The organism is Brevibacillus sp. MS2.2 (genome assembly GCF_013284345.1).
GTDB classification, from domain to species: domain Bacteria; phylum Bacillota; class Bacilli; order Brevibacillales; family Brevibacillaceae; genus Brevibacillus; species Brevibacillus brevis_C.
Map to the genome: position 1 here is coordinate 35518 of NZ_JABSUZ010000021.1, position 13444 is coordinate 48961.

Sequence of the window (13444 nt, forward strand, 5' to 3'; positions counted from 1 at the left end):
GGAAACGATGATGAAAGTCATTTTTCTTCAAGATGTAAAAGGCCAAGGGAAAAAAGGCGAAGTGAAGGATTTGTCAGAGGGCTATGTACGCAACTTCTTGTTGCCAAAGAAGCTGGTAAAAGAAGCGACAGATAGCAACGTGAAAACGCTCGACGCTCAAAAGCGCAGCGAAGATAAGCGCAAGGAGCAAGAAAAGCTGGATGCTCAGGAGCTGGGCAAAAAGCTGGAAGAGCTGACAGTGAAAGTAGTAGGAAAAGCAGGCGAAGGTGGTCGCTTGTTCGGTGCAATTTCCAGCAAACAAGTAGCGCAAGCGCTGGAAGATCAGTATAAAATCAAAGTAGACAAGCGTAAGCTCGAAATGGATGCAATCCGTGCTTTGGGCGTGACGCAAATCAAAGTAAAACTGCACAACGAAGTAACCGTGACTCTGAAAGTACACGTTGTGGAAGAATAATGTCTCAATTGTGGGGGGTGTGACGTGAGCGACCTGTTTTTGGATCGTGTGCCGCCACAGAACAAGGAAGCGGAACAATCGGTACTGGGTGCCGTGTTCTTGTCTAAGGAAGCTTTAATCACGGCCATTGAGATTCTCCGTCCGGAGGATTTTTACAAGACAGCGCATCAGCGCATCTTTCAAACGATGGTGGACCTGTATGAAAAAGGCGAACCGGTCGATCTGGTTACGGTTACAGCGGATCTACAGGACCACAAGCTGCTGGATGAGGTCGGCGGGGTTACGTATCTCACGGAAATCGCCAGTTCAGTTCCAACGGCTGCCAATATCGAATACTACGCAAAAATTGTAGAAGAAAAATCGCTGCTTCGGCGATTGATTCATACAGCTACCAAGATTGCCAATGACGGATACTCCCGTGAGGATGATGTCACGCAGATCATCGCGGATGCGGAGAAGTATATCATGGAGATCGGCCAAAATCGCAACAGTGGCGGTTTTACACCGATTCGTGATGCCCTTCTGGAAACGTACGAGCGAATTGAGTTTTTGAGTCAGCGACGCGGTGATATTACGGGGATTTCTACGGGTTATACGGATTTGGACAAGATGACAGCAGGATTGCAGCGCAGTGACCTGATTATCTTGGCAGCCCGTCCTTCCGTAGGGAAGACGGCTTTTGCCTTGAATCTCGCGCAAAACGTAGCAGCCCGTGCAGGTGAGACCGTAGCCATCTTCTCCTTGGAGATGGGTGCTTCTCAGCTAGTTCAGCGTATGATTTGTGCGGAGGGCAATCTGGATGCGTCCCGGATGCGTTCCGGTACACTGGAGGAAGACGATTGGCAAAAGCTGACGATGGCAATCGGTACGCTGGCGAAAGCGCCGATTTACATCGACGATTCACCTGGGGTTACTGTACAGGACATCCGGGCGAAATGCCGTCGCCTTCAAACAGAGAAGGGCTTGGGCTTGATCCTGATCGATTACCTTCAGTTGATTCATGGACGAGGCAAAGGAGATAACCGTCAGCAGGAAGTATCTGAGATCTCTCGTACACTAAAAGGGATCGCGCGTGAGCTGAACGTGCCGGTTATCGCCCTGTCGCAGTTGAGCCGTGGTGTAGAGCAACGGCAGGACAAGCGACCGATGATGTCCGATATCCGTGAGTCAGGGTCGATTGAGCAGGACGCCGATATCGTGGCCTTCTTGTACCGTGATGACTACTATGACAAGGAATCAGAAAACAAGAATGTCATCGAAGTCATTATCGCCAAACAGCGTAACGGCCCGACCGGAACGGTGGAGTTGGCGTTTCTGAAAGAATTCAACAAATTCGTTAACTTGGATCATCGCTTTCGGAATCAAGCAGGTTAATAGTTCGAATGGAAGAAAAGCCGGAGAAATTCCGGCTTTTTTTTCTATATTGAATTGCCGAACATATTAAGAACTAACTATATGAATGTTCGTATTTAGCGTTGACATGGGGAGTCTCGTTTAGTAAACTTAGATTGTTTCAGGCCCGAAAAGACATGATAATATCAGGAGGTGTTTTTCGATGTCAACAGTCGTTGTCGTCGGAACCCAGTGGGGCGATGAAGGTAAAGGTAAAATTACAGACTATCTAGCTGAAAGTGCAGAGGTAGTGGCTCGTTATCAAGGCGGTAACAACGCAGGCCATACCATTATTTTTGATGGTAACAAGTATAAGCTGCATTTGATTCCATCCGGAATTTTTTATAGTGACAAGACCTGCGTAATCGGAAACGGTATGGTAATCGATCCGAAAGCATTGGTAAAAGAGCTGGAGTACATTCACAGCTTCGGTTTTTCGACAAGCAATTTGAAAATCAGTGATCGCGCGCATGTGATTCTGCCTTACCACATCAAGCTGGATGGCGTAGAGGAAGATAGCCGCGGTGCTAACAAAATCGGTACGACCCGTAAAGGTATCGGACCTGCTTACATGGATAAAGCAGCGCGTATCGGTATTCGTATCGCTGATTTGTTGGATCGCGAAGAGTTTGCTCGCAAGCTGGAGCGCAACCTGGCAGAGAAAAACATGCTGCTGGAGAAGCTGTACAACACAACTGGCTTTGAGCTTCAAGAAATTCTGGATGAATACTTGGCTCTGGCAGAAATCATTCGTCCTTACGTAACCGATACATCTGTTGTCCTCAATGATTCCATTGATAGCGGCAACCGCGTATTGTTTGAAGGTGCACAAGGCGTATTGCTCGATATTGACCAAGGTACGTATCCTTACGTAACGTCCTCCAACCCAATTGCGGGTGGTGTGACTATCGGTTCTGGTGTTGGACCAACCAAGATCCACCAAGTAATCGGGGTGGCAAAAGCTTACACCACGCGTGTAGGTGACGGTCCGTTCCTGACTGAGCTGACTGATGCAACTGGTGACCATATTCGTGAGGTTGGCTTCGAATATGGTACAACAACAGGTCGTCCTCGCCGTGTAGGCTGGTTCGACAGTGTAGTTGTTCGTCATGCTCGTCGTGTCAGCGGTATTACCGGTTTGGCGATCACCAAGTTGGATACATTGTCTGGCATTGAGACACTGCGTATTTGCACAGCGTACAAATACAATGGAGAAGTTATCGAGTCGTTCCCGGCGAACCTCAACCTGCTGGCGAAATGTGAGCCAGTTTATGAGGAGCTGCCAGGTTGGACTGAGGATATCACCGGTGTTCGCAATCTGAACGACTTGCCAGAAAACGCTCGTCACTACATTGAGCGCATCACACAACTGACTGGTATCCCAATGTCGATCTTCTCCGTAGGACCAGATCGTGAGCAAACGGTTGTTGTTCGTGGCATTTACGGATAAGCTATCGACTATATAATAGAAGAAAGCTGTCGAGCATTCGGCAGCTTTCTTTTTTTTGCAAGGGACAGACACGAAACGACACCCTCTGGGCATATGGATAGACATAGGGAGAAATGGAGAGGTGAAAAGTGATGATGGGTTTTGGATTTGACCAAAAGGCCATGAAGCTGCTGGGCAAAAATGTACAGGTAAAGATGATCAATGGCGTCGTCATCAAGGGAACCATGACTCATTTCAACAATGGCTACCTATGCTTTATCACCACATACAAACAACCAAATGACGCCGAGAAAACGAAAATACGCAGACTTGCGTTAAAAGACGTTACCTCGATGCAAGAGGTGTGAGTCACAGATGTCCATAACGAAATAAGCCATCTTTCCTAGTCATTTAGGAAGATGGCTATATTTATTTTAGATCGTGCCTCCATACGATCGGATGATCTCAGTCGCAAGGTCACCTTGTTCCTCTGGTACGACTGCCGTTAACAAGACACTGCGATTCAAATTGTCATCGCCCCGATCAGCCATGCCGCTGGCGTCTGGATCTACTGCGGCCATGACGCTTGCATCCCTGCCGCTTGGGAAGTCACCTGCCAGGGTAAGGTTGCCCAAGCTGGGAAAATCTCCGGATATAGGGTTCAGGATTTGTTCATTCCCGTCACCTGGGAATTGTCCGATTCTGTCGATCTGAATGATAGAAAAACCAGCTTGTCGAAGTGCTTGTTCTGCTTTTTCGGCATCATCTTCGGTGCGAAATCCTGCAAGAATATTACGTTCCTTCACGTATATCAGCCTCCAGATATGATAAATGCTACCAATTGTTTGTACATATAGTGACTCTGTGTCTATTTTTTTATTCGACAGCAATTTACACTTGATGTTGTCGTTATTCTTATGGTAAAGTCGACATAGTTGGTTTCTTTAGGCAATTTGGCAGATTAATGGAAACTAAATTATGGGATTTACGACCTAGTCAATAAATTAAAAATTTTCAGGAAATGGAACGAGCAAGTTGTATCTGTTTTCAGGAGGGACAAGTTATGCATTGGTCGGAATGGAAGGCCAAGCTGCAAGAACGGTCATCACGAATCGTTCGGGATTGCAGTGATCTGGCGAAACGTACAATGAAACGTACAAGCTCTTATATCCAGTCGCATAAAAAACAATCGCTTTCAATTGCGGCAGGTCTAGTTTTGACGATTGCTGCTGGAGCATCTGCACAATACTATTACACAAGCAATGTCAATTCTGTCTACCATGTCAGTGTGAACGGCAAAGAGATTGGCGTGGTAAATGATCCAAATGTGATACATAACTGGACAGCATCCAAGCTGGAAGAGGAAAAGGCAAAAACAGGCCTCAACTTGCAATTGGCTGACTATATCACATTCGAAGAAGAGCGTGAATTCAAGGCACCGTTCAATAATGATGCCGCTGTACAAGCTCTTGCGTCCGTAGCGGATATCAAGGTTCAGGGCGTTAAGCTGACGATTGACGGCAAAGTGGTAGGTTACATGCCAGACCAGCAATCGGCTGATCAAGTACTGGCTGAAGTGAAGCAAAGATATTCCGGAGTTCCTGCAACGACGGGGAAAAAGGCTGTTGTAGCAGCAGCATCCACAGTCCCAGTCAAACCAAATCCGGTAAAAGAAGTTGCATTTAAAGAAAATGTAGAGATGCAAACCGAAACAGTCGATGCATCTCAAATTTTGTCTGCCGATAAACTGGAGGAGTTGCTGGTAAAAGGCACCTTCAAGGATATGAAGCACACGGTCGTAGAAGGCGATTGCATCGGTTGCATTGCGAAGAAATACGGCATTACGTCAAAAGATATTTACGCGAACAACCCAGGTGTTACGGAAAATACCGTCCTTCAATTGGGACAAGAAATCAATGTAACTGCGGTGCGTCCGCTGGTTACAGTACAAGTCAAAGAAGAAGTAGATCAACAAGAGGTTATTGCTTTTAATACCCAAATTAAAAACAATGACAAGGTTCCTAAAGGCGAAACCAAGGTCGTACAAGAAGGTAAAAACGGCAGTAAAACAGTTAAGTACGAAGTTGTGAAAGAAAATGGACAAGTAGTGAATCGCAAAGTCATCAAACAAGATGTAACTGTGCAGCCTGTAACCAAAATTATGGAGCGCGGTACAAAAGTAATTCCATCGCGCGGGACAGGCCGTTTGAGCTGGCCTGCTAGTGGGTATATCAGCAGCGGCTTCGGCAAACGCTGGGGTAGCATGCACAAAGGAATTGATATTGCCGGTGCTGGTTCTGTCATGGCGGCAGACAATGGACGTGTCACATTCGCTGGTTGGAATGGTGACTATGGAAAATCGGTTATCATCGACCACGGCAATGGAATGAAGACATTGTACGGTCACATGAGCAGCATTAATGTGAAAGTCGGCGATGTCGTTAGCCAAGGAAAGAAAATCGGCGTAAAGGGTTCTACTGGACAATCGACCGGCGTCCACCTGCATTTTGAGGTTCTACAAAATGGACGAAATCAAAACCCGATTCGTTACTTAAAATAGACAAGTAATTTCTGGAAAGGAAAGGGCAACTCTTAGGAGGGGGGCCCTTTTTTTTGTTGGCAGGGATTGAATGCCAAGCCCTTCTTTACACGGCGTACATGGTGTATTGTAGAGGAATAGTGACAGTCAAAGTGGAATCCTTGATCAGGAAGTTCAAAAAGTCGTCTTTTGAGGTTCTCGCCATTTTCTCGGTGCTGAAAAGCCGACTTTTTGAATGAACTATTTTTGGAAAAAGGAGGGCGCAGGATGGCAAAACTCCTCGTAGTTGACGATGAAAAACCGATTGCAGATATTTTGAAATTCACGTTTGAAAAAGAAGGGTATCAGGTCGTATGCGCCTACGATGGTGATGAGGCACTTGTCGTGGTTAAGGATGAGCGACCGGATCTGATTTTACTGGATGTTATGCTTCCAGGCAGAGACGGGATGGACGTATGCCGAACCGTTCGTCAAACGTATGATGTTCCGATCATCATGCTGACTGCCAAAGACTCTGAACTGGATAAAGTACTCGGGCTGGAATTGGGTGCGGACGATTACGTGACGAAGCCATTTAGTACGCGGGAGCTGGTAGCCCGTGTAAAGGCCCATTTGCGCCGTAACCGCTCGAAAGTGGAAGAGAAGGATAGCCAGCATGTACTGCGCGTGCATGAGCTGGAAATCGATTTGCACTCGTATACCGTCGAAAAGGTGGGAGAAGCATTAGAGCTGACGCACCGTGAGTTTGAGCTGCTGGTGTACCTCGCTCGCCATCAGGGACAAGTATTGACGCGAGAGCATCTCCTGCAGTCGGTCTGGGGATTTGACTATTTTGGCGATGTGCGAACGGTAGATGTGACCATCCGTCGTTTGCGAGAAAAAATAGAGGATGATCCTAGCCAGCCGAAGTACATTATTACGCGGCGTGGTTTGGGCTATACATTACGCAATCCCGGCATGGGAGGCCAGCCTGGATGAGGCGGCTGTTCAAAACCGTTCAGTGGAAAATGGTCATCATTTACATGCTGTTGATTTTGCTTGCGATGCAATTTATTAGCGCCTATTTTGCCCGGGAAGTCGAGAGCTACTACATCAACAACTTTTCCGAGGCATTGAATGGACAAGCTAGTTTGTTAGCGAGTTTGCTGGAAAGCGATTTGCGTCCGCATGACGGGAAGGAATCCAACGCCGAACAAAACCGCCAGGACATCGACAACCTGATCAACAACCTGGTAAAAATCAACGGAGCGAATGTGCAGGTCATTGACCAGACAAGAACCGTGGTTGCGACGACGGAGGACAAAAATACAATTGGACAGCGGACCTCGCAGCCTGAAGTGACGGTTGCCTTGCTCGGGACGCGCAGTGAATCGATGCGGATCGACCCGAAGACGGGGGCGCGGGTAAAAGTATTGGCGCTACCTGTTAAGGGCGACCAGATCGTATACGGTGCGGTCTACATGATTGCTTCGATGGAAGGCACTTATGCGACGATTGGTAAAATGAACGGCATCTTGGGGACAGGTACGATGATCGCAATGGTCATTACGGCGGTGCTCGGGGTCGTGCTGGCCCGTACCATCACCAAGCCTGTGAAGGAGATGACCCGTCAGGCACGATTGGTGGCAGACGGGGATTTTAACAGTAGTGTACGTGTCTATAGCGATGATGAAATTGGCCAGCTCGGTATGGCTTTTAATCATATGACCTTGCGTTTGCAGGAAGCGATTTTGCAGCAAGAGGAAGAGCGTGAGAAGCTCGCGGGAATTTTGAGCAACATGACGGACGGTGTTATTGCCGCTAACCGGAATGGACAGATCATCCTATTTAATCGGGCAGCAGAAGATATGTTACAGGTGACGATGGCTGACGTCCTTCTCAAGAGACGCACCTTGTATGATCTGTTGGGCCTGCCGCCAGAAGATGAGATGTCGCTCTATGCGCAGGAAGAGCCACTTTTCATTGAGATGACGCTGCCGAATAAGGAAGAAGTGATCCTGCGTGTGACGTTTACTCCTTTGCAGCACGATAGCAAAAAAATGGGCGGGATCATTGCTGTCGTGGCTGATGTGACGGAGCAGCAGCGACTGGAGCAGCAGCGCCGCGAATTCGTGGCGAATGTATCACATGAGCTGCGAACACCACTGACGACCATTAAAAGCTACGTGGAAGCGCTGCTGGATGGCGCAGTGGAAGAGCCAGAGCTGTCCCAACGGTTCTTGAAGGTTACGTCGTCGGAGACAGAACGCATGATTCGCTTGGTAAACGATTTGTTGCAGCTATCGCGTTTTGATTCGCAGGGGGTTCGTCTGCATTGCAAGGAAGCGGACATCAATCGATTGCTTCGCTATGCTGCCGATCGTTTTTCCATGTTCAGTGAGCAACAGGAGGTTCAGCTCAGTCTGGATATGCCGAGCAAGCTTCCGCCGGTTTATATTGATTTGGATGCAATCAATCAAGTGTTGGATAATCTTTTGTCCAATGCGATCAAGTATACGCCTCAAGGAGGCACTGTGGTTCTCATGGCAAAAGAGAACCACAAGCAAAAGCGGGTACAAATCTCCATCACCGACACAGGAATCGGTATTCCCAGCCGCGATTTGAAGCGAATCTTTGAGCGCTTCTACCGCGTAGACAAGGCGCGTTCGCGCGGTCAGGGTGGAACAGGTCTGGGATTGGCGATTGCCCGTGAATTAGTACAGGCACACGGTGCAGATATCGAGATTACAAGCGAATGGAACGTGGGAACGACAGTCACGTTCTGGGTGCCATTTGCCCAAGGAGGAAAAACGGGATGAAGCGGATGCTAGAGCCTGCCAAGACCGTCTTACTCAATTTGCTAGTGCTTGCCAGCTTTGTTTTGACAGCGATGTTGTGGTCGAATCAACCTAACCTTCAATTTATTGAACCGGCAGAGTACACGCAGTCAAAGCCAGTTCAGGAAAAACAACTCGAACAGCTCGTTACCCCGGAATCCGTTGTTTTTCATTATGGGGAAGATCGCCACACGAAAGCATCCGCGACCGATGCTCCTTACAGTTTGATCGTGCGAGAAATGTCGAAATGGATCTTTCTCGATTTTTCTCCGCTCACCATCTCCAATGAGAAATGGGAAGATATTGCCCGGGAAAAGATGGGTTTGGAAGTGCGCTTTCGGAGCACGGTTCCCTTGTCAATTGTAGGTCGGCTGGTAACCTTTCGGGATGAGTTTGACAACCGAATGAAAGGGATTGACCGATTGTGGTTGTACTACGAAAAGGACGAGGATGTCGTCTACGCGTTATTTTTGTCGACTGAGGAAGGTCGAATGATGCGTTCTCGAACATCGATCAGCCCAAAGGATTTGCGAGAATCGTATTTGGCTTCTGGTGATTTAATGCCTGAGCAAATCATGAAAATCGTCAAACCAGAGCGAAGCTTCGTTGATTTGGAAGGACCTGCGCTCACGTGGAGCACGTACTATTTGCCCAAGAATCAGATGCGCATGCAGCAATTCCGCTACAGCTACGTACCTGTTACAAATGAAAGATTGATCGAGTCCTACTTTATCGATCAATCGCTCGTCAGACAGATCATGGAGCGGGACAAAACGGTTATTTTTACAGATGGCAGCAGATCGATTCAATTGAGGTCAGAGCAGCAGGCGTTCACGTTTACTGATCCGGCGTACCAACAGCGGGATCAGGAGCTGTCTGATGAAGAAAAAGTGCAGAGTGCCGTTACCTTCATGAATCAACACTTAGGCTGGCTGGATGAGTACCATTTTGAACGAATCAAAAAGAGCTACAATGAAAAGGACTTGATCACGTTCCGCCAGTACTTGGGGGCGTATCCCTTGATCAGCGAAGGGGAGGCCAAGCAGATCGATACGATCCAAATTACTTCAGAGGCAGGCCAGGTTGTGACGATGAGCCGATCGCTGCTGGATTTGGACAAGTATATCGATAACAAAGAGTGGACGGTTATGTCTGGTCCGGAGCTGTATCAATATATCCGCGACAAAAAGCTGGCGGACACAGAAAAAATCACGAACGCTTATTTGGCTTACCATACCAAAGTAGGTGAAGGATACGTGGACCTGATGCCAATCTGGGTTGTGGAATTGGCGAATCAGGCGAACCTGTATATTTCTGCGCACACCAAGCAGGGAGGAGGGAAAGCGCATGGATTGGAGTAGGACGAAAACGATTCTGATCTGGGCCTTTCTTCTCCTCGATTTATTTCTCCTGTATCAGGTGTATGTGACGCGCATTAGCCTGTGGAATGACAAGGAAGTCGCGCAGAGCGAGAAATGGAATACAGAGCTGTACTTGAATCAGCAAAATATCACATTGGATACAGAAGTGCCGCAGGATACACCGGAAATGTCCAATTTGGATGCGGAGTATATCGGAATTAATCCGATTTCCTTGCATGAGATATCAGGACTTCAGGCGACGGTAGAAAAGATGGCGCTGGCTGCCAAGCTGGACCCACCAATGCAGATTCGTGGTCAACTGAATCCTCAGGAGCTCTTGCGTCAAATTGGTCCGAGGCTGGTTTATTCCGATCAATACGTGGCCGATCCGTATCAATCGAATCAAGCGCGCCTCTTGTATTGGCAGGTCTATGATAAAATGCCAGTATTCGTCGCGCCGTTGGAAATGTATTTGGACAATGGAACGATACTCGGATACAGGCAAACCTTTTTCCACCTTCGCAAGCAGCAGGGGGAACGACAGGTGATCTCTGGTTATGCGGCACTACGCTCTCTGGTGGACAAGCAAATCATTTCACCAGGGGAACGGATTGAGAATGTCAGCCTGGGTTATTACGGTTCTTACGATGCGGATATTCAGACGCTGGTGCCTGTATGGCGCGTGGTTCACGATGGCAAATGGCATTTTGTCAACGCGATTACAGGGGCTCTGGAGCGTCCGATGGTAACGCAGCGCTGAATAGATAGACAACCTGGGAAAGATACGGGAAGAGGGATGTTCGGTGAGATTTAGTGTGTTGGCAAGCGGGAGTACGGGCAACGCCATTTACGTGGCGACAGACCGTGTTTCCGTATTGATCGATGTAGGCATTACAGGAAAGCAGGCAGAAGCGGCACTGGAGACCATTGGTGTCAATCCAGCAGAGCTCAGCGCTATCCTCGTTACCCATGAGCACGTCGACCACATTAAAGGAGTCGGCGTCATGGCGAGACGATATGGATTGCCGATTTACGCCAATGATAAGACGTGGTCGGAGCTGGATGGGCAAATCGGGACGATCAAGGAAGATCAGCGACGCTTCTTTTCTGTGGGGGAAAAGAAAGAGTTGGAGGATTTGGGCATCGAGTCATTCGGAATCTCGCACGATGCCGCCGAGCCGATGGGCTTCTGTTTTTATCATGGCAAGAAAAAGCTCAGTGTCGCGACAGATTTGGGGTATGTCAGCGATCGGATCAAGGAGACGATTCGTGGAGCAGATGCGTATGTGTTCGAGTCCAATCATGACGTTGAGCTGCTGCGCATGTCCCAGTATCCTTGGAGCATCAAGCGACGTATCTTGAGTGATGTCGGGCACTTGTCCAATGAAGCGGCGGGCGATGCTTTGCTCGATTGTCTAACAGGTGGGGCAGAACGTGTATACCTCGCCCACTTGAGTAAGGAAAACAACATGATTGATTTGGCCCGACTGACGGTCAAAAACATCCTGGAGGAGCGGGGGCTGTCTGTTGGTAACGATGTGCATCTGCGTGATACGTACCCGGATCGACCTACCAAGCTGGAAGAGCTATAAGATCGGTTTGATCCCCGCTTGACGACTGGTGATGCGCTCTGTGAGCTTCGCGTACGTATCGATATGGAAAGTTAACTGTGTATCGAGCTCATTCACTTTCGAAGTCAGCTCGTCATGTGTCAGCAGTCCTTTGGCTACGAGCAGCTCGATCAAGGCATGCAGGACAAGCGTATTGTGGTAGTCTACTTCCTGAAGGTCAGCCAGTTTGGCGATGAGATGGACTTCTTTCAAGTCTATCAATCCTTTCTATTTGGTCTGGCAGGAAAAAGCTCTTAATCTATCATATCCGTGCTCTCGGAGAAATATTCCGGGAGCTTTTTTCTATTCCACAACCTTTCCATAATTCTCACGCCATTTTGCCGAAAGCGGGTCGTATACTAAGGGTGTCAAAAGGAAACAGACATCAACGAAATTAATCATGCAAACCAAATATGGAGCATGTCATTGTGTATACGAGCATGAAAAACCTGCAAAGCTAGTAATGGTAGAAGATAGAAAGGAGAGTATGAATCATGGGGTTTTATGATGATTTGACTCACGTGGAGCGAAAGAAACAACGCGGTTCAAGTATTGGACGTATGGTCGTGACGTCGGTAACGTCCGCGGTAATTGGGGGGATGGTCGTCCTGCTCACGCTGCCGACTCTCTCCAATGCGGGATATATTAATATGGTTAAGCCTGGAACAGAAAATGCGCTAAGCAGCAATGCCTCTTCTTCTTCTAACCTGTTTGCCAAGCCAGTATCTGTAAGTGTCGGCTCTGGTACAGTAGATGCGGTGAAAAAAGTGGAGAATGCGATTGTTGGTGTAATCAACATCGGTCAGCGCAGAAACAGTTGGATGCAGAACTCGATGGATGTAGAGCAGGGCCAAGGCTCTGGTGTCATCTTTGAGAAAAAAGGCGGAAAAGCCTACATCGTTACCAACTACCACGTAATCGATAAGGCGCAAAAACTAGAGGTCGCCCTGCCAACAGGTGAAAAAGTACCGGCAAAAGTGGTCGGAGCCGATGGTTATACCGATCTGGCGGTACTGGAAATCGACGCTGCCAAGGTTACGGACGTTGCTGAGTTTGGTGATTCCTCTACCTTACAGGTGGGCGAACCGGCCATTGCCATCGGGAATCCGCTGGGCATGCAATTCTCCCGGACCGTCACACAAGGCATCATCAGTTCCAAAGAACGCTCCATGCCAATGGACTTTAACGAAGATGGCCAGGACGACTGGGAGCTGGATGTCATTCAAACAGACGCAGCGATCAACCCTGGTAACAGCGGTGGTGCCCTCGTGAACATCGAGGGTCAGGTCATCGGAATTAACACCTTGAAAATTTCCAAAGCAGGGGTAGAAGGATTAGGTTTTGCCCTCCCGATCAATGATGTCAAAGTGATCGTGGACCAGTTGATGGAAAAAGGAACACTGGAACGTTCTTACCTCGGTGTGCAGCCACTCGACTTGGCCAATGTGCCTCGCTACGAATGGAAAGAAACCTTGAATCTGCCTGACAATGTGAAAGCCGGCGTCGTCGTGCAAACAGAGGTAGGCAAATTCTCTCCTGCGGGTGAAGCAGGCTTGAGACAATTCGATGTCATCGTCAAGCTGGATAACAAGGACATTTCCAACAGTGCTCAGCTACGCAAGTACTTGACGATGAGCAAAAAGCCGGGCGATACGATGAACGTTACGTACTATCGTGATGGTATCCAGAAGACTGCCAAAGTGAAGCTGACCGCTCCGCCACAGCAGTAAGAAGCATTGACCAAGCCGTTTTGAAGGCAGGCAGTGAAGGAAACAAACTTTGACGGGCAATTCCGGGATGCATTTTATCCCGTTTGCATATATGCAGTATCTGAAGTTCCCCC

Annotated in this window: 13 protein-coding genes; 11 read left to right on the forward strand and 2 right to left on the reverse strand. The window is 48.3% G+C overall.

What is annotated here, in order from left to right; translation table 11 throughout:
• Nucleotides 1–10: 10 nt before the first annotated feature.
• The 4 genes from rplI to HP568_RS18745 all read left to right on the forward strand — a co-directional run bounded on the left by rplI (nucleotide 11) and on the right by HP568_RS18745 (nucleotide 3643).
• Entirely contained in the window at nucleotides 11–454 is a 444-nt protein-coding gene (gene rplI, locus HP568_RS18730; RefSeq protein WP_017246819.1) for a 50S ribosomal protein L9, read from the forward strand.
• A 24-nt stretch (nucleotides 455–478) separates the two neighbouring features.
• Nucleotides 479–1828: a replicative DNA helicase gene (dnaB, locus tag HP568_RS18735; protein WP_048035469.1), complete on the forward strand. Its 1350-nt coding sequence runs from the start codon at nucleotides 479–481 to the stop codon at nucleotides 1826–1828.
• Nucleotides 1829–2009: 181 nt separating this feature from the next.
• Nucleotides 2010–3296, forward strand: coding sequence for an adenylosuccinate synthase (locus HP568_RS18740; RefSeq protein WP_048035468.1), 1287 nt, complete (start codon nucleotides 2010–2012; stop codon nucleotides 3294–3296).
• Nucleotides 3297–3427: 131 nt separating this feature from the next.
• Complete coding sequence (locus tag HP568_RS18745) at nucleotides 3428–3643, forward strand: hypothetical protein (RefSeq protein WP_007720197.1); 216 nt, start codon at nucleotides 3428–3430, stop codon at nucleotides 3641–3643.
• A gap of 66 nt (nucleotides 3644–3709) precedes the next feature.
• On the opposite strand, the gene HP568_RS18750 is transcribed toward HP568_RS18745, so the two are convergent.
• Entirely contained in the window at nucleotides 3710–4165 is a 456-nt protein-coding gene (locus HP568_RS18750; protein ID WP_082196027.1) for a hypothetical protein, read from the reverse strand.
• 173 nt (nucleotides 4166–4338) lie between these two features.
• Between HP568_RS18750 and HP568_RS18755 the strand changes: the two genes are divergently transcribed.
• The 6 genes from HP568_RS18755 to HP568_RS18780 all read left to right on the forward strand — a co-directional run bounded on the left by HP568_RS18755 (nucleotide 4339) and on the right by HP568_RS18780 (nucleotide 11583).
• The gene (locus tag HP568_RS18755) at nucleotides 4339–5835 is read left to right on the forward strand and encodes a LysM peptidoglycan-binding domain-containing M23 family metallopeptidase (RefSeq protein WP_048035466.1); all 1497 of its coding nucleotides are present in this window, start codon (nucleotides 4339–4341) and stop codon (nucleotides 5833–5835) included.
• A gap of 246 nt (nucleotides 5836–6081) precedes the next feature.
• Nucleotides 6082–6792 carry a response regulator YycF gene (gene yycF, locus HP568_RS18760; RefSeq protein ID WP_048035465.1) on the forward strand — a complete coding sequence of 237 codons (711 nt, stop codon included), beginning with the start codon at nucleotides 6082–6084 and terminating at the stop codon, nucleotides 6790–6792.
• Nucleotides 6789–8612 carry a cell wall metabolism sensor histidine kinase WalK gene (gene walK / locus HP568_RS18765; protein WP_048035464.1) on the forward strand — a complete coding sequence of 608 codons (1824 nt, stop codon included), beginning with the start codon at nucleotides 6789–6791 and terminating at the stop codon, nucleotides 8610–8612. Before yycF ends, walK begins: the two co-directional genes overlap by 4 nt.
• Nucleotides 8609–9991, forward strand: a complete 1383-nt coding sequence (locus HP568_RS18770) for a YycH family regulatory protein (protein WP_048035463.1) — start codon at nucleotides 8609–8611, stop codon at nucleotides 9989–9991. The genes walK and HP568_RS18770 overlap by 4 nt, the downstream gene beginning before the upstream one ends.
• Nucleotides 9978–10751: a two-component system regulatory protein YycI gene (locus HP568_RS18775; protein WP_048035462.1), complete on the forward strand. Its 774-nt coding sequence runs from the start codon at nucleotides 9978–9980 to the stop codon at nucleotides 10749–10751. Before HP568_RS18770 ends, HP568_RS18775 begins: the two co-directional genes overlap by 14 nt.
• 43 nt (nucleotides 10752–10794) lie before the next feature.
• Nucleotides 10795–11583, forward strand: a complete 789-nt coding sequence (locus tag HP568_RS18780; RefSeq protein WP_048035461.1) for an MBL fold metallo-hydrolase — start codon at nucleotides 10795–10797, stop codon at nucleotides 11581–11583.
• Here HP568_RS18780 and HP568_RS18785 read toward each other — a convergent pair.
• Complete coding sequence (locus tag HP568_RS18785) at nucleotides 11578–11814, reverse strand: hypothetical protein (protein WP_048035460.1); 237 nt, start codon at nucleotides 11812–11814, stop codon at nucleotides 11578–11580. The two genes, HP568_RS18780 and HP568_RS18785, sit on opposite strands and share 6 nt — an antisense overlap.
• 281 nt (nucleotides 11815–12095) lie before the next feature.
• On the opposite strand from HP568_RS18785, the gene HP568_RS18790 reads away from it, so the two are divergent.
• A complete protein-coding gene (locus tag HP568_RS18790; RefSeq protein ID WP_173629896.1) occupies nucleotides 12096–13331 on the forward strand; it encodes a S1C family serine protease in 1236 nt (411 codons plus the stop codon).
• Nucleotides 13332–13444: the final 113 nt, after the last annotated feature.

Coding starts and splice junctions, on each gene's coding strand:
- yycF (WP_048035465.1), top strand. CDS start 6,082: ATGGCAAAACTCCTCGTAGTTGACGATGAAAAACCGATTGCAGATATT.
- HP568_RS18745 (WP_007720197.1), top strand. CDS start 3,428: ATGATGGGTTTTGGATTTGACCAAAAGGCCATGAAGCTGCTGGGCAAA.
- HP568_RS18740 (WP_048035468.1), top strand. CDS start 2,010: ATGTCAACAGTCGTTGTCGTCGGAACCCAGTGGGGCGATGAAGGTAAA.
- HP568_RS18770 (WP_048035463.1), top strand. CDS start 8,609: ATGAAGCGGATGCTAGAGCCTGCCAAGACCGTCTTACTCAATTTGCTA.
- HP568_RS18755 (WP_048035466.1), top strand. CDS start 4,339: ATGCATTGGTCGGAATGGAAGGCCAAGCTGCAAGAACGGTCATCACGA.
- HP568_RS18790 (WP_173629896.1), top strand. CDS start 12,096: ATGGGGTTTTATGATGATTTGACTCACGTGGAGCGAAAGAAACAACGC.
- walK (WP_048035464.1), top strand. CDS start 6,789: ATGAGGCGGCTGTTCAAAACCGTTCAGTGGAAAATGGTCATCATTTAC.
- HP568_RS18775 (WP_048035462.1), top strand. CDS start 9,978: ATGGATTGGAGTAGGACGAAAACGATTCTGATCTGGGCCTTTCTTCTC.
- rplI (WP_017246819.1), top strand. CDS start 11: ATGAAAGTCATTTTTCTTCAAGATGTAAAAGGCCAAGGGAAAAAAGGC.